The following is a 19,592-nucleotide window of genomic DNA, read 5'->3' as shown; positions in this document are numbered from 1 at the left end:
GTCAGCGTCCTGTGTAGTTCGGTGCCTCGACGGTCATCTGGACGTCGTGGGGGTGGCTCTCCTTGAGGGAGGCCGAGGTGATCCGGACGAACCGGCCCTTCTCCTGCAGCTCGGTGATCGTGCGCGCGCCGACGTAGAACATCGACTGGTTGAGCCCGCCGATGAGCTGGTGCGCGACGGCGGAGAGCGGGCCGCGGTAGGCGACCTGGCCCTCGATGCCCTCGGGCACGATCTGGTCGTCGCTGGTGACCTCGGCCTGGAAGTAGCGGTCCTTGGAGTAGGACTTCTTGCCGCGGCTCGACATCGCGGCCAGCGACCCCATGCCGCGGTAGGCCTTGAACTGCTTGCCGTTGACGAAGACCAGGTCGCCGGGCGACTCCTCGCAGCCGGCGAGCAGCGAGCCCACCATGACCGTCGAGGCGCCGGCGACGATCGCCTTGGCGATCTCGCCGGAGTGCTTCATGCCGCCGTCGGCGATGACGGGTACGCCGGCGGGCGCACACGCCAGCGAGGCCTCGTGGACCGCGGTGATCTGCGGGACGCCGACGCCGGTGACGACGCGGGTGGTGCAGATCGAGCCGGGCCCGACGCCGACCTTGACGGCGTCCGCGCCGGCGTCGACGAACGCCTGGGCGCCCTCGCGGGTCGCGACGTTGCCGCCGATGACCTGCACGTGGCGGGTGGCCGGGTCGGTCTTGAGCCGCTCGACCATGTCGAGGAGCATCCGCACGTTGCCGTGGGCGGTGTCCGCGACGAGCACGTCGACACCGGCCTCGATGAGCGTGGTGGCGCGCTGCCAGGCGTCGCCGAAGTAGCCGATCGCGGCGCCGACCATGAGCCGGCCGTGCGCGTCGTTGGAGGCGTTCGGGAACTGCTCGGACTTCACGAAGTCCTTGACCGTGATCAGGCCCGCGAGGCGGCCCTGCTCGTCGACCAGCGGGAGCCGCTCGCGCTTGTGCTTGCGGAGCAGCAGCGTCGCGTCGTCGCGGGAGATGCCGACCGGCCCGGTGATCAGCGGCATCGGCGTCATCACCTCGTCGACCTTGGTCGTGGCCCACTCGGCGACCGGCGTGAAGCGCAGGTCGCGGTTGGTGATGATGCCCAGCAGGCGCTGGTCGGTGTCGACGACGGGCAGGCCGGAGACGCGGTACTCGCCGCAGATCCGGTCGAGCTCCTCGAGGGTCTTGTCGGGCGTGATCGTGACCGGGTTGGAGATGATGCCGGTCTGGGTCCGCTTGACGAGGTCGACCTGGTAGGCCTGGTCCTCGATCGAGAGGTTGCGGTGCAGGACGCCGAGGCCACCCTGGCGCGCCATCGCGATGGCCATCCGGGACTCGGTCACGGTGTCCATGGCGGCGCTGACCAGCGGCACCTTCAGCGAGATCTCGCGGGTCAGGCGCGCGGTCGTGTCGATGTCCGACGGCGCCAGGTCGGAGTGACCCGGCAGCAGCAGGACGTCGTCGTAGGTCAGGCCCAGGGCGGCGAACTTCTCGGGGAGCTCCACGCGCGCCAGTTTAGCCGCGTCCGCTCCCCCGCCGGTCATCGGCGTGAACCGGCCGGCACGGCCCTCCCGGTCACCGGGGCAGCGGCTTGAGCTCCCGGACCGGGACGCGCACGGTCAGCACGTCCGCGGCCATCCGGATCCGGCCCCGCAGGCCGGCCGCGAGCACCATCGGCAGCACCGCCTGGTTGTCCGCACGCGTCGTCAGCACGATCTCGGTCGCGCCCATGGTGTGGGCCAGGCGGGCGGCGTCGGTGAGCAGCCGGGTGCCGATGCCGCGACGCTGCCAGGCCGGGTCGACGCGGAGCGTGACCGGCCGGACGTCGGGGTCGTCGCCCTGGGCCGGCCGGACGACGGCCAGGCCGACCGCGGTGCCGTCGATCATCGCGGAGACGTGGTCGCCCTCGACGGAGTACTCCGGCGTCGAGCCGCCGCCGACGCGGCGCCCGAGGGTCGGCGTCATCACCTGGTCGCGACCGCGCTCGAGGACGTCGCTCACCAGGTCGGCCATCGCGGAGCCGCGGGCGTGCTCGGTGGCGGTGAAGGGCGCGGTCCGGCGCACCTGCACCTGGACGTCGCCGACCGTCATGTCCATGACGTCCTGCTCCGGGCCGTCGGACCCGGGCGCCGGGTCGGCCTCCGCGTCGAACAGCATCGCCACGATCTCCGGGAACGACGCCGGCTGGGCCAGGATCGAGCGCGCGGCCTGCACGTAGCGGGTCGGCTGGTCGGTCAGGGCGGCCTCGGTGCAGGGTGCCGAGACGACGGAGAGTCCGCCGGACAGCTCGATCAGCTGCGCGATCTCGGCGACGCCCCAGTCCTCGGGCGTGCGCAGCACCAGCTCGTCGGTGACCGCCTCGATCCCCGGGAAGATCTGCAGCCCCAGGATGTTCACACCGGCCTCGCCGCAGTTGAGCGCCAGCACGGCGAGCGCGCCGGGACGGTCGGGGAGGGTGGTGCGGACTCGCCAGAGCATGGGTGGGTCTCCTCGGTGGTGCGTCGTGGGCGGCACGAGGCGTCGGCGTCCCCGTGTCCTGGGGACGAGCCTCCCCCGGACGCGTTGCGCGACGGCGTCGCGCCTGTTTCAGGCATGCAACGTCCGGAACGAGGTGGGACGCTGGGCCGGTGAACCGGCCGGGTCCTGCGTGCAACCGAACCGGCCGTCACTGCGTTCTGGGGAGCATGCAACGACGGGAACCAGCCGCGTGAGGCGGCAGGACGCGGCGGGCGACGCCGCCTTCACCCAGTTCGCGGCCGCGTCGCGCACGCGGCTGCGGCACACGGCGTACCTTCTCTGCGGGGACTGGGACCGCGCCTCCGACCACGTGCAGGAGGGCCTGATCCGGGTGTACGTCGCCTGGCCGCGGCTGGTCCGCAACGGCGGCGAGCTGGCCTACGCCCGCAAGGCCGTGGTGAGCGCGTTCCTCGACGCCAGCCGGCGGCGCTCGAGCCGCGAGCGGCCCGTCGAGGACGACCCGACCCGCGCCAGCGCCGAGGACGTCGCGACCGCCGTCGCCGACCGGCAGGCGCTGATGGTCGCGCTGGCCCGGCTGCCGGAGCGGCAGCGGGCGTGCGTGGTGCTGCGCTACTTCGAGGACCTCGACGTGCGGGCCACCGCCGTCGTCCTCGGCTGCAGCGAGGGCACCGTGAAGAGCCAGACCTCGCGGGCGCTGACCACGCTCCGCTCCCTGTTCGAGAACGCCGACCGCGAGGAGCTCGCGATCGCCGGAGAGAGGAACCTCCCATGGTGAACGAGCTGCGCACGCTGCTGCGCGAGAACGTCGCGGACTCCCCCACCGACCAGCTCGACGTCGCGGGCCTGCTCGCGGCCGGCCACCGGCGCGTGCGCACCCGTCGTACGACGATGGCCGCGGGCGCCGCGACGCTCGGGGTGGTCGCGGCCGTGGCCGTCGGGGCGGCGGTGCTGCCCGGCGACGGCGGCAGGGCCGTGTCGCCCGCGGGGATGCCCCGCCCGGACGCGCCGGTGCTGCGCCTGGCCGACGCCGAGCCGGCCGTCGAGGGTCAGGACTACCGCGAGCTGTCGGCGTACACGAACGAGAACCTCGACCGCGACAACGGGCAGTACTACGACGGCGTCACCGACGACGGGCTCGTGCTCTTCCGGGACGGGCCGCGGATGGACCAGCTGCGGCCCCGCTACGCCCTGCTCGACCCCGCCACCGGCGCCAAGGACTGGCTGCCCGACCTGAGGATCGGCCAGGCCCAGGCCTGGCCGGTCGAGCTCGGGACGGACCGCCTCGTGCTCGTGGGGGCGACCGGGCGGCGCGGCTCGACCCTCGTCGCCCACGTCTTCGACCGGGGCGACCGCACCTGGAGCGAGATTACCTGGCCGGAGCTGCGGGACGTCGACTTCGCCGGGGCGGCGAAGGTCGGCCCGGACGGTCGGCTCTACATCGGCGTCCCGGCCACCCGCGGCACACCGCCTCCGGGCGGCTGGCCGACCGGCCCCGACGGCGAGGCCGAGGACGCCGACGCCGAGGGCGACACCTTCGACCTCTACTCGCTCTCGCTCACGGACCCCACCGACGTCCGCGACGAGGGGCTGCGCTTCGGCCAGCTGGACTTCACGCCGTCCTCGATGGTGTGGACGGACTCCGAGAACGGCGCGGCCGGGATGGTGCACGTCCGCGACCTCGCGAGCGGCGAGGAGCGCAGCTTCGACCCGCACGCCGGGGAGCGCTGCAACCTGCTGTCCTTCGGCGCCACGGACGAGCGGATCATGATGAGCGAGTACTGCGGCACGTACGGCGGGGTGCGCGACGACCGCGTGCAGGTCCTCACCACCGACGGCGAGCAGGTCGTCACGCTGCAGGACAGCGGCGTCGAGGGCGCCCTGCTCGGCCACGGCGGGCCCCGGGACGTCGTCACCGTGACGGCGTACGAGTCGAGTCGGGCGGGCACCTACGTCTACGACCTCGCCAGCGACCGCCTCCTGCGGCTCAGCGACGCGACCTCGTCGTGGTCGGCCGGCGGCCCGACCCCGGACGGTCAGTTCCTCTGGAGCTCGCCGGTGAACCACCGCAAGGGCGCCACCCAGCACCTGACCCAGCTGCTCGACTGACGCCTACCCGTCGCTCGTTCACGCGACGAACGCACCGACCCGTCGCCTCCTGACGCAGAAACGCGTCGACCCGTCGTCAGCTGACGACGGGTCGACGCGCTCAGGCGTGGAGTAACGACGGATCAGTGGCCGTGGCCGTGCCCGTGGCCGGTGGCCGGGGCGTCGTCGTCCTCTTCGGGCTTCTCGACGATCAGCGTCTCCGTCGTCAGCAGCATGGCCGCGATCGACGTGGCGTTGACCAGCGCGGAGCGGGTGACCTTGACCGGGTCCAGGACGCCCTGGGCGACCAGGTCGCCGTACTCCTCGGTCGCGGCGTTGTAGCCGTGACCGACGCCGCCCTCGCGGACCTTGGCGACGACGACGTAGCCCTCGACGCCACCGTTCTCCGCGATCCAGCGCAGCGGCTCGTCGGCCGCCTTGCGGACGATGCGGACACCGGCGGCCTCGTCACCGGTCAGGCCGAGGTCGCCCTCGAGCACCGACACGGCGTGGATGAGCGCGGAGCCACCGCCGGGGACGATGCCCTCCTCGATCGCGGCGCGCGTCGCGGAGACGGCGTCCTCGATCCGGTGCTTCTTCTCCTTGAGCTCCACCTCGGTGGCGGCGCCGACCTTGATCACGCACACGCCACCGGCGAGCTTCGCGAGGCGCTCCTGGAGCTTCTCGCGGTCCCAGTCGGAGTCGGTGTTCTCGATCTCGGCCTTGATCTGGTTGACGCGACCCTCGACCTCGGACGCCTCGCCGGCGCCCTCGATGATGGTGGTGTCGTCCTTGGTGACGACGACGCGACGGGCCTGACCCAGCACCTCGAGGCCGACCTGGTCGAGCTTGAGCCCGATCTCGGGGGCCACGATCTGGCCGCCGGTCAGCGTCGCGATGTCCTGCATCATCGCCTTGCGGCGGTCGCCGAAGGCCGGGGCCTTCACCGCGACGGCGTTGAACGTGCCGCGGATCTTGTTGACGACCAGGGTGGAGAGCGCCTCGCCCTCGACGTCCTCGGCGAGGATGAAGAGCGGCTTGCCGGCGGCGATGACCTTCTCCAGCAGCGGGAGCAGGTCGGCGATCGCCGAGATCTTGCCCTGGTGCAGGAGGATGTAGGGGTCCTCGAGGACGGCTTCCATGCGCTCCGGGTCGGAGACGAAGTACTGCGAGATGTAGCCCTTGTCGAACTGCATCCCCTCGGTGAAGTCCAGCTCGGTGCCCATGGTGTTGGACTCCTCGACGGTGATGACACCGTCCTTGCCGACCTTGTCGAAGGCCTGCGAGAGCAGGTCGCCGATGTGCGAGTCGCGGCTCGAGATCGTGGCGACGGACGCCATGTCCTCGACCGACTCGACCTCGCGGGCGGCCTCGCGCAGCGCGTCGCCGACGGCCTCGGCCGCGGCGTCCATGCCGCGCTTGAGGCCCATCGGGTTGGCGCCGGCCGCCACGGCGCGCAGGCCCTGGTGGACCATCGCCTGGGCGAGCACGGTGGCCGTCGTGGTGCCGTCACCGGCGACGTCGTTGGTCTTGGTGGCGACCTCCTTCGTCAGCTGGGCGCCGAGGTTCTCGAACGGGTCGTCCAGCTCGATCTCACGGGCGACGGTCACACCGTCGTTCGTGATGGTCGGCGCGCCCCACTTCTTGTCGAGGACGACGTAGCGACCCTTCGGGCCGAGCGTCACCTTGACGGCGTTGGCGAGCGCGTCGACGCCGCGCTCCAGGGAGCGTCGGGCGTTCTCGTCGAACTCAAGGATCTTGGGCATCTAGGGCCTCTCTCTAACGAAGTCGGGTCGTGTGCCTGCCAACGCGCCGTGGCGCGTCGTCAGGCACACGACCCGGGAGATCAGGAAACGACGGCGAGGACGTCGCGGGCGGAGAGAATCAGGAACTCGGAGCCGGCGTACTTGACCTCGGTGCCGCCGTACTTGCTGTAGATGACCTTGTCGCCGACGGCGACGTCCAGCGGGACGCGGTTGCCGTTGTCGTCGATGCGGCCGGGACCGGTCGCCACGACCTCGCCCTCCTGGGGCTTCTCCTTGGCGGTGTCGGGAATGACCAGGCCGGATGCCGTGGTCTGCTCGGCCTCGAGCGGCTTCACGACGATGCGGTCCTCGAGGGGCTTGATGTTGACCGACACGATGTCGACCTCCACTTTCATCACTTGTCTTGACGGAGTGAGTCCACCGGGGTTGTCCAGCGGGGTGGAGGGCTCCTGGTGGAGTCCTCCGGACGTTGGGGCCTGCTCGGAGATGAACGCCGTCGCGGGGGTCGGACATCGCCTGCAAGCTCTGGCACCCTCGTGGTGAGAGTGCCAGTCCAGACGTTAGCACTCGACCTCACGGAGTGCCAGAGAGGTCCCGCCGCGCAGGGCCCGTCCGGCGGCCCGCGGGGTCTGACAGGATCGCGGGGTGGACCTCGACGACTTCCGGTGGCTGCTGACCGACGACGGTCAGGAGCTGCTCGCCCGCGCGGACGAGGCTCCCGACGACCCGCTGCGCGCGCAGACCGAGCTCCGGCGCAGGGCCGAGCCCGGCCGGGTCGCCACGGCCCTCACCCAGGTCCAGCTCCGGCGCCGGGCGGTCGCCAAGTTCGGCGACCTGGCCGCGCGGATGTACTTCACCCCCGACGGCCTCGAGCAGGCCACCCGGCTGCCGGTGGCCCGTCACCGCGCGGCCCGGACCGCCGCCTCGTCCGCCGCGACGGTCGTCGACCTCGGCTGCGGCGTCGGCGGCGACCTCGTCGCGTTCGCCGAGGCCGGCCTCACCATCGCGGGCGTCGACCTCGACCCGGTCCGGGTGGCGGTGGCCGAGGCCAACCTCGCCGCGCTCGGCCTCGAGGGCGCGGTCATCGTGGCCGACGCGACCGCGCTGGACACCTCCCCCTTCGACGTCGCCTTCGCCGACCCGGCCCGCCGCAGCGGCCGGGGCCGCACGTTCGACGTGGACGACTGGACGCCGCCCTGGCCGTTCGTCGAGGGGCTGCTGCGGCGCGACGCCTGCGTCAAGGTCGCGCCGGGCATCCCTCATGGCCTGGTCCCCGAGGGCGTCGAGGCCGAGTGGGTCAGCGACCACGGCGAGGTCAAGGAGGCGGCGCTCTGGTCCGGACGGCTGGCCACCACCGCCCGCCGCGCGACCGTCATCGGCGACGGCGGCCTCGCCACGATGACCGAGGACGACGACCCCGGCGCCGGGGTGCGCCCGGTCGGCGCGTTCCTCTACGAGCCCGACGGCGCCGTCATCCGCGCCGGCCTCGTCACCGCCGTGGCTGCACTGGCCGACGGCGGCCTGGTGGACGAGCACATCGCCTACGTCACCGGGGACGAGCGGATCCGCACGCCGTTCGCGCGCGGCTACGAGGTGCTGGAGCGGCTGCCCTACCGGGAGAAGCCGCTCAAGGCGGCGCTGCGCGAGCGCGGGATCGGCTCGCTCACCATCAAGAAGCGCGGCGTCGACGTCGTCCCGGAGCAGCTGCGCAAGCGGCTCGACCTGGCCGGGGACCAGACCGCCACGATCGTGCTGACCCGGGTGGCCGGCAGCGGCACCGCGCTGCTCGTGCGCCCGTTCTGAGGCGACGGTCGCTCAGGCGACGGCTTCCTCGTTGCCCTGGGCAGCAGCACCCCGCGCCGTGGCCGTGACGGGCGCACCGCCGGCCAGGTGCAGGCGGGCGAGCGGGTGGCCGCGGAGCGCGTCGGCCAGCAGCCCCCAGACCTCCTGGACCAGGCTCTGCGGCGCACCGCGCCGCTGCAGCAGGTGCTCGAACCAGTCGCGCATCTCGACGACGATCGTCTCGTCGCCGGTCACGAGCGAGGCGGCGACGCAGCCGAGCAGGTGGTCGACGTGGCCCTCGAGCTCCAGCCACCACGACGGGGTGCCCTCGGCACGGTGGGACCGGGCGACGGCGCGGATGACGTACGGCGTGATCTCGCTGCGGAACTCGTGGATCCAGCCCGCCTCGGCGTCCGCGGGCGTGGACGGGTCGGGCTCGTGGCGCGGCGTGCGGACGGGCAGCTCCTCGATGAGGCGCAGCGCGTCGGCCGACGTGGCGGCGTACGCCGTGGCGCCGAGCGCCAGCGCCCGGCGCTCGTCGTTGCCGAAGGCCTGGCCGCCCACGATGACGGGGATGCCGACCGAGCGCAGGTTGCCGAAGAGCGACTTCTGCGTCGCCAGCGACGAGGTGAGCGAGGCGCTGAAGAGCACGGCACGCGGCTTGGTCACCAAGACCTCGCGGAGCAGGTCCCCGGGCTGCTGGTCCTCCGGCATCAGGTGCACGCGGTAGCCCGCGAGGCCGAGCTCCTCGGCCACCACCAGCGCGGGCAGGGTGTGCCGCTCGTGCTCCACGCACGACACCAGGACCAGCGGGGCGTCCGGTGCCGGCGGCGCCGCGAACGAGCAGACCCAGTGCACGAGACCCTCGTTGATCGCGGTCGCGGCGTGCTCGTCCTCGACGGACCACTCGCCGTCGAGCCACAGCTCGCCGATCCGGACCTGGGCCGGGACGATCAGGTCCTCGATGATCTCGAGCGGCCCGGCACCGCGCTCGCGGGCGGCCACGACCGCGGCCAGCGCCGCGGGTCGGTCGGCGGCGCGCAGGGCCTCCCAGTAGGCCTCGTGCTCGGGCTGCATGACCGCACGTGCCCAGGTGAGCCCCGTCACTAACCGCGGGAGCGGAACCGGTCCAGTCCAGTGCGCCTCAGGCGCCCAGCGAGGCCCGCTCCGCACCGATCGTGGTGTCGTCGCCGTGCCCGGTGTGGACGACGGTCTCGCCGGGCAGCGCGAAGAGCGCCGCGCGGATCGAGGCCTTGATGACGTCCTCGTCGCTGTGCGAGCGGCCGGTGGCCCCGGGCCCGCCCTGGAACAGCGTGTCGCCGGTGAAGACGCAGCCGAGGTCCGGGGCGTGGAAGCACACCGCGCCGGGGGCGTGGCCCGGGGTGTGCAGCGCCCGCAGCGTGGTGCCGCCGACGGTGATCTCGAAGCCGTCGTGCAGGTCGACGTCCCAGAGGAAGTCGGTGTGGGTGAGGTCCCACAGCACCTTGTCGTCCGGGTGCAGCATGATCGGCGCCACCGTCTCCTCGCGCAGGGCGGGGGCGACCCGGCAGTGGTCGTCGTGGGCGTGGGTCAGCAGGATCGCCCGGACCTTGCGGTCGCCGACGACGGCCAGGATGTCGGAGACCGAGTGCGGGGCGTCGATCACGACGCACTCGGTGTCGTCGCCGACGACCCAGATGTTGTTGTCGACCTGGTGGGTCTCGCCGTCGAGGCTGAAGGTGCCGCTCGAGACGGCGTGGTCGACGCGGACGTCGCCGGTCATCCGAGCACCACGACCGAGCGCAGCACGTCGCCGCCGTGCATCCGGTCGAAGGCGGCCTCGACGTCGTCGATGCCGATCTCCTCGGTGACGAAGGCGTCGAGGTCGAGCCGACCCTGGCGGTAGAGGTCGACGAGCATCGGGAAGTCACGGCTGGGCAGGCAGTCGCCGTACCAGCTGGACTTCAGCGAGCCGCCGCGACCGAAGACGTCGATGAGCGGGATCTCGGGGATCGTCATGTCCGGGGTCGGCACGCCGACGAGCACGACGGTGCCGGCGAGGTCACGGGCGTAGAACGCCTGCTTCCAGGTCTCCGGGCGGCCGACCGCGTCGATCACGACGTCCGCGCCGTTGCCGCCGGTGAGCTCCTGGATGGCGGCGACCGGGTCGACGTCCTTGCTGTTCACGGTGTGCGTGGCCCCCATCCGGGTGGCCGCCTCCAGCTTCTTGGCGTCGATGTCGACAGCGATGATCGTGCCGGCACCGGCGAGCGCGGAGCCGGCGATCGCGGCGACGCCGACGCCGCCGCAGCCGATGACGGCCACGGACTTGCCGCGGCCGACGTTGCCGGTGTTGATGGCGGCACCGAGGCCGGCCATCACGCCGCAGCCGAGCAGGCCGACGGCCGCCGGACGTGCCTCGGGGTCGACCTTCGTGCACTGGCCGGCGGCGACGAGGGTCTTCTCGGCGAAGGCGCCGATGCCCAGGGCGGGCGACAGCTCGGTGCCGTCCTCGAGGGTCATCTTCTGGGTCGCGTTGTGGGTGGCGAAGCAGTACTGCGGCTCGCCGCGGTTGCAGGCCCGGCAGTCGCCGCAGACGGCGCGCCAGTTGAGGATCACGAAGTCGCCCGGCGCCACGCTCGTGACGTCGTCGCCGACGGCCTCGACGACACCCGCGGCCTCGTGGCCGAGCAGGAACGGGAACTCGTCGTTGATCCCGCCCTCGCGGTAGTGGAGGTCGGTGTGGCAGACGCCGCACGCCTGCACCTTCACCAGCGCCTCGCCCGGACCGGGGTCCGGCACGTTGATGGTCACGACCTCGACGGGCTGTCCCTTGCTGCGGGCGACGACGCCCTTCACCTGATGCATGACGCCAGCCAACCCCATCGCACAAGTTTTGCCACCATCGGGTGACCGCCGGCGTCTTCGGTGCGTGGTGATGACGCGGGCTGGCGCTGTCGCTTCATCACGGGATGCAGGCGAACCGCTGCTTCCCACGGTGAGCTCGCCGGGGGAACCTCCACGTCACCTGCATCCCGTGATGAAGCAGTGGCCGCTGGGACCAACACCGCACCCAACGGCGAGCCGCGTCAGCCGGCGAGGACCGAGGTGACCGGCAGCGAGGAGTCGGCGGGCAGGTCCAGCGAGGACGGCGTACGGCCGCGGGCGACCATCTCGGCGCCGAGGGCGGCGACCATCGCACCGTTGTCGGTGCACAGCCCGGGGCGCGGGACGCGCACCCGGATCCCCTTCGCGGCGGCGCGCTCCTCGGCCATCGTGCGCAGGCGGGAGTTCGCGGCGACGCCGCCGCCGATCAGGATGTCCTCGATGCCCAGGCTCGACGCCGCGTCGACCGCCTTGCGGGTCAGCACGTCGCAGACCGCCTCCTGGAAGCTGGCCGCGACGTCGGCGACCGGCACCGGCTCGCCGGCCCGCTCGCGGGCCTCGACCCACCGGGCGACCGAGGTCTTGAGGCCCGAGAAGGAGAAGTCGAAGCGGTGCCGCTCCAGGTCGCGCCGCGAGCTCAGCCCGCGCGGGAAGTCGACGTAGACGCTGCTCCCCTCGCGCGCCGCGCGGTCGATGTGCGGCCCGCCGGGGAACGGCAGGCCGAGCAGGCGGGCGACCTTGTCGAAGGCCTCGCCCGCCGCGTCGTCGATCGTGGAGCCGAGCGGCTCGACGCCGACCGTGACGTCCTCGACGCGCAGCAGGCTGGAGTGGCCGCCGCTGACCAGCATGGCCAGGCAGGGCTCCGGGAGCGCGCCGTGCTCGAGCTGGTCGACCGCGACGTGGGAGGCGAGGTGGTTGACGCCGTAGATCGGCTTGCCCAGCCCGATCGCCAGCGCCTTGGCCGCGGCGACGCCGACCAGCAGCGCGCCGGCCAGGCCGGGACCGTTCGTCACGGCGATCGCGTCGACGTCGTGCAGCCGGATCCCGGCCGTCTCGCAGGCCCGCTCGATGGTCGGGACCATCGCCTCGAGGTGCGCCCGGCTCGCGACCTCCGGCACGACCCCGCCGAAGCGCGCGTGCTCGTCGACGCTGCTCGCGACCGCGTCGGCCAGCAGCGTCCGGCCGCGGACGATGCCCACGCCGGTCTCGTCGCACGACGTCTCGATGCCCAGGACGAGCGGCCCGTCGTTGCCTGCGTCGGGGTGGGTGTCGGTCATGGGAAGCATTGTGCCGACAATGGCGTGGTGCGCGAGGTCGGGGTCGAGGAGCTGGTGGCCACCACCGACGACCCGTTCCTGCGCCACCACCCCCTGCGCGCGCGCCGCGCGTGGCGGTCCGGGGCGGCCGTCGTGCTCGACGGCGCCGGTGGCCGCCCGGGCGCACCGCCCGGCAGGGTGTTCACCGCCCTCGGCCCGCCCGACCTGCTCGGCCCGCTGATGCACGACCTCGCAGCGGCCGGGGAGCAGCCGCTCCGGCTGACCGTCGACGTGACGGCGTACGACGTGGTGCCGGCGGCCTGGCACCAGCCGGCGCCCCACCGCTGGCACTGGATGCTCACCCGCGGCCCGGCCCCGGAGGCAGCCGCCTCGGTCGAGGAGGTCACCGACCCCGCCGAGATCGACGCGGTCCTCGACGTCGCCAACCCCGACTCGTTCGCCCGCCCCGGCACGCCCGGCGTCGAGTGCTGGCTCGGCCTCCGGGAGGCCGGCGCCCTCGTGGCCGTCGGCGCGCTGGTGCGCCAGCCCGACGGCTCGGGCCACCTGCGCGGCGTGTCCGTGCTGCCGGCGTACGCCGGGCGCGGCCTCGGCACCGCGCTGAGCGCCGCCCTCACCCGGCGCGGGCTGGCCGGGCCGGGCGTCTGCAGCCTCGGGGTGTACGTCGACAACGCGCCGGCCGTGGCGATCTACGGGCGTCTGGGCTACGTCGCGGCGCACACCTTCGCGTCCGGCACGGTTTCTGCCTGAGGGTCGTTCCCCTGGCCGCGCGACGGGCGTAGGTTGTCCGGGTTTGACCAACCCCTCGGGACACCACCCTCGTGAAGAAACTCGGAGCACCCATGCACCTCTCGGGACACCACGCGACGCGCGCTGCCCTCGCAGCCGCCGTCTCCGCCGCTCTCCTGATCGGCACGCCGGCCACCGCCGGCGCCCGCGTCGACGACGCCACCCTGACGCCCCACACGCACTTCGTGATGGCGGCCGACGGCTCCTCCGGCAGCACCGCCCGCGGTGCCGACATCCCCAACATCGACTCGGTGAAGTCGACGATCCGCACCTACTACAACGCCTCGTCCGCCGGCATCGCGAACAAGGACTCCTCGCCGTACATCACGGAGATCAAGGCCCTCGAGGCGAACGTCCTCGCCCAGATCCCGCAGGCGCCCGCGCCGAACCTCGCGGTCGTGTTCGACGCCGACGACACCACGCTGTCGACGTACGACATGGAGGACGGGGCGATGCACTTCAACTTCGACCCGGCGCTGCAGAACACCTACGTCCAGCAGAGGAAGTTCCCCGCGACGCCCGGCATGGTCGACTTCGTCGCCGCCGTGAAGGCCAAGGGCTACGACATCTACGGCATCACGGGCCGCACCAACGACCAGGAGGCCGCGACCCTCGCGAACCTCCAGGACGTCGGCTACACCGAGTTCGACGCCGACAACTTCTTCACGAAGTGGACCGCCCAGCCGGGCGGCACCGCGCTGCCGCAGCCGTCGTACGTCGACTGCGCGGCCGACAGCGACGCGTCGAAGTGCTCCACGGTCGAGTACAAGGCGGCCACCCGCCGGCACATCCAGGACGACCTGGGCAAGACGATCGTCCTCAACATCGGCGACCAGTTCTCCGACCTGCAGGGCGGGTACGCGCTGCACAACGTGAAGCTGCCGAACCCGACGTACTACCTGCCCAGCCTCGACCTGACGACGCCCGGCCCGGGCGACCCGGCCGGCCAGCCGCGCACGGAGTTCGACATGGCGGCCGACGGCTCGAGCGGCGCCACCGAGGGCGGTGAGGGCATCCCGAACATCGACTCGGTGAAGTCCACGATCCGCACCTACTACGGCGCGGTCAACGGCAGGGCGAACACGAGCGCGTCGCCGTACGTCTCCGAGATGAAGGCGCTCGCCGCGACGTGGAGCGACAAGCTCGCGAAGAGCTGCGCCCGCGGGGTCAGGAAGCACCAGAAGCCGGCCGTCGTCTTCGACGCCGACGACACCACGCTGATGACCTACGACATGGAGGACGCGGCGATGCACTTCAACTTCGACCCCGCCCTGCAGAACACCTTCGTGCAGGAGGAGCGCTTCCCGGCGACCCCCGGCATGGTCAAGGTCGTCCGCACCGCGGCCCGCAACGGCTGCAAGGTCGTCGGCCTGACCGGGCGCAACAACGCCCAGCGCACCGCGACCCTGGACAACCTGGCGAAGTTCTACTTCAGCAAGAAGACCGACCAGCCGCTGTTCCGCTCGCAGTACTACTTCACGAAGTTCACCAGCACCGACACGCCGCCGGCGTACGTCGACTGCGCGCAGGACGCCGACGCCACCAAGTGCTCGACCATCGAGTACAAGTCGTCGACCCGCAACTACGTCGAGGACCACTACGGCTTCCGGATCGTCGCCAACTTCGGCGACCAGTTCAGCGACCTGATCGGCGGGCACTCCGCCAAGGTCGTCAAGCTGCCGAACCCGACGTACTACCTGCCGTGAGGCACCCGCGGCGCCGCTGACCGGCGCCGCGGCGCACGACTCAGACGGCGCTGCCGTCCGTGGGCCCGAGGGGCAACCCGAGGACCACGGCGGTGGCGCCGTCGCGGTAGTAGCGACGCCGCCGGGCGATCTCGTCGAACCCGGCCGCCGCGTAGAACCCCCGCGCCCCGGCGTTGTCCTCGCGCACCTCCAGCAGCAGCCGGTCCGCGCCCTCGGCCGTGGCCAGGCGGACCACCTCGGTGAGCAGCGCTCGCGCCAGGCCCGTACGACGGCAGGCCGGCGTGACCGCGATCCGCTGGAGCTCCGCGATGTCCGCGACGATGCTGGCCGCCGCGTGCCCGACGACGACGCCCGCCTGCTCGGCCACCAGGTAGCGGACCGTCGGCAGCCCCCCGGTCACGCCCTCGCGCACCAGCCCCTCCGACCAGGCGTCGGCCCCGAGGTTCTCGTCCTCGAGCGCGGCGATCGCCGCGACGTCGTCGCCCGTGGCGGCCCTGACGTGCGGCGCCCCGCTCACGAGACGGGCTTGGGCTTGCCCGGCGCGACCGCGTCGGGCCGGCGCAGGTAGAGCGGCTCCGGGTCGAGCAGCTCGGCCCGCTCCTCGGTCACGGTGCGGGCCAGCCAGCCGGCGCTCGGTCGCTGCGGGCCGACCCGGTGCGGGAACGCCTCGGGGTACATCCCGCCGCCCTCCCCGACCACCGGCCGGGCGGTCGCGAGGACCGCCGGCTTGTCGACGAGCGGCCCCTCCAGGCGGGCGCCCCGGTCGTCGTAGCGCGCGAGGTAGACCTCCTTGCGCCGGGCGTCGGTCGCGACCGCGAAGTCGCCGGCCACCGCACCGGCCTCGACGGCCTCGACCGCCAGCACGTCGAGCGTGCACACGCCGTACACCGGGATCTCGAGCACGAACGCCAGCGTCCGGGCGGTCACCAGCCCGACCCGCAGCCCGGTGAAGGGGCCCGGCCCGACGCCGACGGCGATCGCGGTCAGGTCCTGCCGCACGATCCCGGCGCGCTCCAGCGCCGTCGCGATGAGCGGGGCGAGGTCCTCGCCGTGCTTCATCGGGCGCTCGGAGGCCCGCTCCACGACCACGTCGTCGCCGTCGTGGAGGGCGACGCTCACGAGGGGGGTGGCGGTGTCGAAGGCGAGCAGCACGGGCCGAGGCTATCCGGGGCGGCGCTCGACCGCGATCTCGGCCAGGTGCGCGTCGATCGCGGACAGGCCGGGGACCTCGGCCATCAGGTCCCACCAGCGGAAGTCGTCGATCTCGTCGTTGGTGGCGGGCTCGCCGGCGGCGGCGAGCTCGGTGCGGTAGACCGCGGCGTACTCGATGCGGCGCTCGTGGCCGAGCTGCACGGTGCCGACGCCGATGAAGTGCACCTCGGCCTCGACCAGCCCGGTCTCCTCGCGGAACTCGCGGACCGCGGCCTCGCGGGGGCTCTCGCCCTCGTCGATCATGCCGCCGGGCAGCTCCCACTCTCGCCGCCAGGCGTTGTGCACGAGCAGCACGCGGCCGTCGTGCTCGGCGACCATCAGCGCCAGCGGGAGGGGGACGGCAGGGTCGAGGTCGCCCAGCTCGGACTCGTCGCAGCGGGAGAAGTCGAGGAGGAGGTTCTCGTTCAGCTTCTCGGCGAGGGGGGCGCGCTGGCGGTCCAGCTCGTCCATCTCGTACCACCGCGGTCCGATCGGGGTCATCAGCACGCGGCGGGGGTCGAGCTCGGTGTCCTCGTCCTCGTCGGCGAGCGCGCGGATGATCCGCACCTCGAGGCGCGACTCCGCCAGTCCCTCCGCGACCCCCTCACCCCACTCGACCACGGTCACCGCGTCGTCCAGGGAGGCCTCGAGGTCGAGGTCGTCGAGCTCCTCGATCCCGCCGAGGCGGTAGGCGTCGACGTGCACCAGCGACGGCCCCTCGCCGAGGTTCGGGTGCTCGCGGGCGATCACGAAGGTCGGGGACGTCACGTCGCCGCGGACGCCGAGCCCGGCGCCGATGCCCTGGGTGAAGGTCGTCTTGCCGGCCCCGAGCTCGCCGCTGAGCACGATCAGGTCGCCGGGCACCAGCTGGGCGGCGAGCAGCGAGCCCAGCTCGCGCATGGTCTCGGCGTCGGGCGCGTCGAAGAGGAAGGTGCGCAGCGGACGGCGCAGCTCGACGTTCGGCCCGTAGCGGCGGATCTCGCGGAAGCCCTGCCGCTCCCAGAACTGGCGCGTCCGCGGCAGCTCGACGCGGGTGACGACGGTGAGGTCGTCGTAGCCGTTGGCGGCGTCGACCGCGGCGTCGATCAGCACCCGCGCGATGCCGCGCCCCTGGGCGGCGGGGCTGACGCCGAAGCGGCGGAGGTACATCGTGCTCTCGTCCGGGTCGAGGACCAGCGCGCCCACGTCGACACCGTCCAGGGTGACGAGCAGCCCGCCGCCACCCTTCTCCATCATCTGCCCGAGCGACTCGACGGTCTCGGTGAGCGCCTCGGCCGGCGGGTCGAGCGGCGGGCGCGCCTCGAACGCCGCCCGGATCACGAGCAGCATCCGCTCGGCGTGGTCCGCGCCGACCCGGCGCACCTCCAGGCTCACCGCGACTCCACCGCGGCGGCGGCCGCCGCGATCAGCTGGTCGAGCTCGGCGTTCACCTGGTCGTGCCGCTCCATGATCACCATGTGCCCCGCGCCCTCGCACTCGAGCAGGGTGGCCCCGTCGATGTGCACCTTGAGCTTGCGGCTGTGGCCGATCGAGGTGAGCCGGTCGGAGGTGCCGCAGATGATCGCCGTCGGCACCCGGGACAGCACGTCGACGGCGTGGAACTTGTCGAGGCTGCCGAAGCTCGGGAAGAACTCCGCCACCACCTCGAAGGGGGTCGCGGCGAGCATCTCGTCGACGAAGCGGACGTACGCCGCCGGCACGGCGTCCCCGAAGGCGAAGAGGTCCGTCGCGACCATCGCGACGTCCTTGCCGACCCGGCGGATGCCGTCGATCGCCCGGTGCCCGCGGCCGAGCAGCCGCATCGTCCGGTGCGCGAGCCCGCTGCCCAGCGAGAGCGGCACCATCGGCAGCAGGATCCGGCTCGGGTCGAGGCCACCGGCCGTCGTGGAGATCAGGGCGACGCCGACGACCCGGTCCTCGAAGAGCTCGGGGTAGTGCTCGGCCAGCGCCACGATCGTCATGCCGCCCATCGAGTGGCCCACCAGGACCACCGGCCCGTCGGGGACCACCTCGTCGAGCACGTCCTTCAGGTCGTGGCCGAGCTGGTCGATGGTCGCGTGGCCGCGCGTGGACTTGCCGGAGCGGCCGTGCGAGCGCTGGTCGTAGTAGACGGCGCGGACCAGGCCGCGGTAGCCGGCGCGCTGGAAGTGCCAGCAGTCGAGGTTGAGCGCGTAGCCGTGGCAGAAGACGATCGTCAGCGCCGGTTGCGCGCCGGCCTTGCCCCGGTGGCCGCCGCGCGTCTTGGGCGGGGCGTACTCGTCCACCTCGACGTGCAGGGGGACGCCGTCGGACGCGACGACCGTCTGCGCGGGCGCGTGCAGCGAGCCCAGCGGGGTGACGTCGCCCGCGCCGCGCCGCGCGATGACGCGACGGCGGCGGGCGACCTCGACGGCGGTGCCGGCGACGGCGACGCCCGCCGCTCCGGCGGCGACGCCGAGCAGCTTGCGGGTGCGGCTCATGGGGCTCCTCGCAGGGAGTCGGGGGCGGTGTCCACGTGGCGGCGGGTCATCCGTCCGCCGATCCGGGTGACGATCTCGTAGGAGATGGTGTCGCTGGCCTCGGCCCAGTCCTGGGCGGTCGGCTCGCCGGAGACCCCGGTGCCGAACAGCACCACGGGGTCGCCCGCAGCAGCGGCGTCGCCCTCGAGGTCGACGACGAGCTGGTCCATGCAGACCCGCCCGCGCACGGGCCGGCGGCGACCCGCGACCCAGACCTCGGCACGGTTGCTGGCGTGGCGCGGCACGCCGTCGGCGTACCCGACGGGCACCAGCGCGACGGTCGTGTCGTGCCCGGCGACCCAGGTGTGGCCGTAGGACACGCCGGCCCCGGCGGCGACCGGCTTCACGACGGCGAGCCGGGCGCGGGCGGTCATGGCGGGGACCAGCCCGAGGTCGGGGGTGCGGCCGGGTGCGGGGTCCAGGCCGTACGACGCGATGCCGCACCGCACGAGGTCGAAGCGGGCGCTCGGCCGCAGGATCGCGGCGGCGGAGTTGGCCAGGTGGCGGACCTCGGGGTCCAGCCCGGCGGACCCGGCGACGGCCAGTGCCTCGCGGAAGGCGGTCTCCTGGGCGTCGTTGGCGGGGTGGTCGGGCTCGTCGCTGCAGGCGAGGTGCGACCAGATGCCGGTGACCGACCAGATCCGGGCGTCCTCTCCGGCCCGGGCCTCGGCGACCACGTCCGGCCAGGCCCGGAGCGTCGCGCCGCCGCGCGAGAGCCCGGTGTCGACCTTGAGCTGCACGCGCGCCGGGCGGCCGACGGCGACGACGGCCATCCGGATCTCGTCGAGCTCGGCGACGGAGTACGCCGTCACGTCGACGTCGGCCTCGATCGCGGCCGCGTAGTCCTCCCCCGGCACGCCCAGCCAGCACAGCACCCGACCGGTGTCGCCGCCGGCGCGCAGCGCGAGCGCCTCGTCGATGGTCGCGACGCCGAGCCAGGCGGCCCCGGCGGCACGCGCCGCCGCCGCGGACTCGAGCAGGCCGTGGCCGTAGCCGTCGGCCTTGACGACCGTCATCATCGCGACGCCCTCGCCGACCAGCTCGCGCAGCACGGTGACGTTGTGCCGCAGCGCCGCCAGGTCGACCACGATCTCGGCGCGCGGTGCCGACGAGGGGGTCATGCCGGGTGATTCTTCCATCCCCGGCAGCCGATCCGGAC

18 protein-coding genes are annotated in these 19,592 nt (G+C 73.1%); 5 read left to right on the top strand and 13 right to left on the bottom strand.

Annotation, left to right across the window (positions count from 1 at the left end):
- Position 1: 1 nt before the first annotated feature.
- Positions 2-1,543, bottom strand: a complete 1,542-nt coding sequence (gene guaB, locus H5V45_RS15910) for an IMP dehydrogenase (protein WP_185253829.1) — start codon at positions 1,541-1,543, stop codon at positions 2-4.
- Between the two features lie 31 nt (positions 1,544-1,574).
- Positions 1,575-2,477, bottom strand: coding sequence for a GNAT family N-acetyltransferase (locus H5V45_RS15905; RefSeq protein WP_185253828.1), 903 nt, complete (start codon positions 2,475-2,477; stop codon positions 1,575-1,577).
- A 229-nt stretch (positions 2,478-2,706) separates the two neighbouring features.
- On the opposite strand from H5V45_RS15905, the gene H5V45_RS22440 reads away from it, so the two are divergent.
- Entirely contained in the window at positions 2,707-3,252 is a 546-nt protein-coding gene (locus H5V45_RS22440; RefSeq protein WP_343061588.1) for a SigE family RNA polymerase sigma factor, read from the top strand.
- Entirely contained in the window at positions 3,246-4,583 is a 1,338-nt protein-coding gene (locus tag H5V45_RS15895) for a hypothetical protein (protein ID WP_185253826.1), read from the top strand. Before H5V45_RS22440 ends, H5V45_RS15895 begins: the two co-directional genes overlap by 7 nt.
- Before the next feature lie 122 nt (positions 4,584-4,705).
- On the opposite strand, the gene groL is transcribed toward H5V45_RS15895, so the two are convergent.
- On the bottom strand, positions 4,706-6,328 hold the full coding sequence (gene groL / locus H5V45_RS15890) for a chaperonin GroEL (protein WP_185253825.1): 1,623 nt from the start codon (positions 6,326-6,328) through the stop codon (positions 4,706-4,708).
- A gap of 80 nt (positions 6,329-6,408) precedes the next feature.
- A complete protein-coding gene (gene groES / locus H5V45_RS15885; protein WP_185254692.1) occupies positions 6,409-6,702 on the bottom strand; it encodes a co-chaperone GroES in 294 nt (97 codons plus the stop codon).
- Between the two features lie 271 nt (positions 6,703-6,973).
- On the opposite strand from groES, the gene H5V45_RS15880 reads away from it, so the two are divergent.
- Positions 6,974-8,131 carry a THUMP-like domain-containing protein gene (locus H5V45_RS15880; RefSeq protein ID WP_185253824.1) on the top strand — a complete coding sequence of 386 codons (1,158 nt, stop codon included), beginning with the start codon at positions 6,974-6,976 and terminating at the stop codon, positions 8,129-8,131.
- A gap of 12 nt (positions 8,132-8,143) precedes the next feature.
- On the opposite strand, the gene H5V45_RS15875 is transcribed toward H5V45_RS15880, so the two are convergent.
- The 4 genes from H5V45_RS15875 to tsaD form a co-directional block, all read right to left on the bottom strand.
- Positions 8,144-9,187, bottom strand: a complete 1,044-nt coding sequence (locus H5V45_RS15875; protein WP_185253823.1) for a cobalamin B12-binding domain-containing protein — start codon at positions 9,185-9,187, stop codon at positions 8,144-8,146.
- 67 nt (positions 9,188-9,254) lie between these two features.
- Positions 9,255-9,872, bottom strand: a complete 618-nt coding sequence (locus H5V45_RS15870; RefSeq protein WP_185253822.1) for an MBL fold metallo-hydrolase — start codon at positions 9,870-9,872, stop codon at positions 9,255-9,257.
- Positions 9,869-10,957 (bottom strand): S-(hydroxymethyl)mycothiol dehydrogenase, encoded by a 1,089-nt coding sequence (locus H5V45_RS15865; RefSeq protein WP_185253821.1) that lies wholly within the window; start codon positions 10,955-10,957, stop codon positions 9,869-9,871. The genes H5V45_RS15870 and H5V45_RS15865 overlap by 4 nt, the downstream gene beginning before the upstream one ends.
- A gap of 221 nt (positions 10,958-11,178) precedes the next feature.
- A complete protein-coding gene (gene tsaD / locus H5V45_RS15860; RefSeq protein ID WP_185253820.1) occupies positions 11,179-12,252 on the bottom strand; it encodes a tRNA (adenosine(37)-N6)-threonylcarbamoyltransferase complex transferase subunit TsaD in 1,074 nt (357 codons plus the stop codon).
- Between the two features lie 27 nt (positions 12,253-12,279).
- Here tsaD and H5V45_RS22730 point away from each other — a divergent pair, with 27 nt between their 5' ends.
- On the top strand, positions 12,280-12,999 hold the full coding sequence (locus tag H5V45_RS22730; protein ID WP_185253819.1) for a GNAT family N-acetyltransferase: 720 nt from the start codon (positions 12,280-12,282) through the stop codon (positions 12,997-12,999).
- A 92-nt stretch (positions 13,000-13,091) separates the two neighbouring features.
- A complete protein-coding gene (locus H5V45_RS15850; RefSeq protein ID WP_185253818.1) occupies positions 13,092-14,744 on the top strand; it encodes an HAD family acid phosphatase in 1,653 nt (550 codons plus the stop codon).
- Positions 14,745-14,784: 40 nt separating this feature from the next.
- Here H5V45_RS15850 and rimI read toward each other — a convergent pair whose 3' ends face one another.
- From rimI to alr, 5 genes are read right to left on the bottom strand one after another with little or no spacing between them, the layout of a single operon-like run.
- Positions 14,785-15,261 carry a ribosomal protein S18-alanine N-acetyltransferase gene (gene rimI / locus H5V45_RS22435; RefSeq protein WP_185253817.1) on the bottom strand — a complete coding sequence of 159 codons (477 nt, stop codon included), beginning with the start codon at positions 15,259-15,261 and terminating at the stop codon, positions 14,785-14,787.
- Positions 15,258-15,896, bottom strand: a complete 639-nt coding sequence (tsaB, locus tag H5V45_RS15840; RefSeq protein ID WP_185253816.1) for a tRNA (adenosine(37)-N6)-threonylcarbamoyltransferase complex dimerization subunit type 1 TsaB — start codon at positions 15,894-15,896, stop codon at positions 15,258-15,260. Before tsaB ends, rimI begins: the two co-directional genes overlap by 4 nt.
- A 9-nt stretch (positions 15,897-15,905) precedes the next feature.
- Positions 15,906-17,309 (bottom strand): tRNA (adenosine(37)-N6)-threonylcarbamoyltransferase complex ATPase subunit type 1 TsaE, encoded by a 1,404-nt coding sequence (gene tsaE / locus H5V45_RS22895; RefSeq protein WP_185253815.1) that lies wholly within the window; start codon positions 17,307-17,309, stop codon positions 15,906-15,908.
- Positions 17,306-18,394 carry an alpha/beta fold hydrolase gene (locus H5V45_RS15830; RefSeq protein WP_185253814.1) on the bottom strand — a complete coding sequence of 363 codons (1,089 nt, stop codon included), beginning with the start codon at positions 18,392-18,394 and terminating at the stop codon, positions 17,306-17,308. Before H5V45_RS15830 ends, tsaE begins: the two co-directional genes overlap by 4 nt.
- Positions 18,391-19,554, bottom strand: a complete 1,164-nt coding sequence (gene alr / locus H5V45_RS15825) for an alanine racemase (RefSeq protein ID WP_185253813.1) — start codon at positions 19,552-19,554, stop codon at positions 18,391-18,393. The genes H5V45_RS15830 and alr overlap by 4 nt, the downstream gene beginning before the upstream one ends.
- Positions 19,555-19,592 lie beyond the last annotated feature (38 nt).

It is taken from the genome of Nocardioides luti, from assembly GCF_014212315.1.
In the GTDB taxonomy this organism is placed as follows: domain Bacteria; phylum Actinomycetota; class Actinomycetes; order Propionibacteriales; family Nocardioidaceae; genus Nocardioides; species Nocardioides luti.
This window is presented reverse-complemented; position numbering and strand designations above follow the sequence as displayed.

Excerpts from the sequence above, each read along its gene's own strand:
- H5V45_RS15905 (WP_185253828.1), bottom strand. The coding sequence starts at position 2,477 with ATGCTCTGGCGAGTCCGCACCACCCTCCCCGACCGTCCCGGCGCGCTC.
- H5V45_RS15850 (WP_185253818.1), top strand. The coding sequence starts at position 13,092 with ATGCACCTCTCGGGACACCACGCGACGCGCGCTGCCCTCGCAGCCGCC.
- alr (WP_185253813.1), bottom strand. The coding sequence starts at position 19,554 with ATGACCCCCTCGTCGGCACCGCGCGCCGAGATCGTGGTCGACCTGGCG.
- guaB (WP_185253829.1), bottom strand. The coding sequence starts at position 1,543 with ATGACCGGCGGGGGAGCGGACGCGGCTAAACTGGCGCGCGTGGAGCTC.
- H5V45_RS15865 (WP_185253821.1), bottom strand. The coding sequence starts at position 10,957 with ATGCATCAGGTGAAGGGCGTCGTCGCCCGCAGCAAGGGACAGCCCGTC.
- groL (WP_185253825.1), bottom strand. The coding sequence starts at position 6,328 with ATGCCCAAGATCCTTGAGTTCGACGAGAACGCCCGACGCTCCCTGGAG.
- tsaD (WP_185253820.1), bottom strand. The coding sequence starts at position 12,252 with ATGACCGACACCCACCCCGACGCAGGCAACGACGGGCCGCTCGTCCTG.
- H5V45_RS15830 (WP_185253814.1), bottom strand. The coding sequence starts at position 18,394 with ATGAGCCGCACCCGCAAGCTGCTCGGCGTCGCCGCCGGAGCGGCGGGC.
- H5V45_RS15870 (WP_185253822.1), bottom strand. The coding sequence starts at position 9,872 with ATGACCGGCGACGTCCGCGTCGACCACGCCGTCTCGAGCGGCACCTTC.
- H5V45_RS15895 (WP_185253826.1), top strand. The coding sequence starts at position 3,246 with ATGGTGAACGAGCTGCGCACGCTGCTGCGCGAGAACGTCGCGGACTCC.
- H5V45_RS15875 (WP_185253823.1), bottom strand. The coding sequence starts at position 9,187 with ATGCAGCCCGAGCACGAGGCCTACTGGGAGGCCCTGCGCGCCGCCGAC.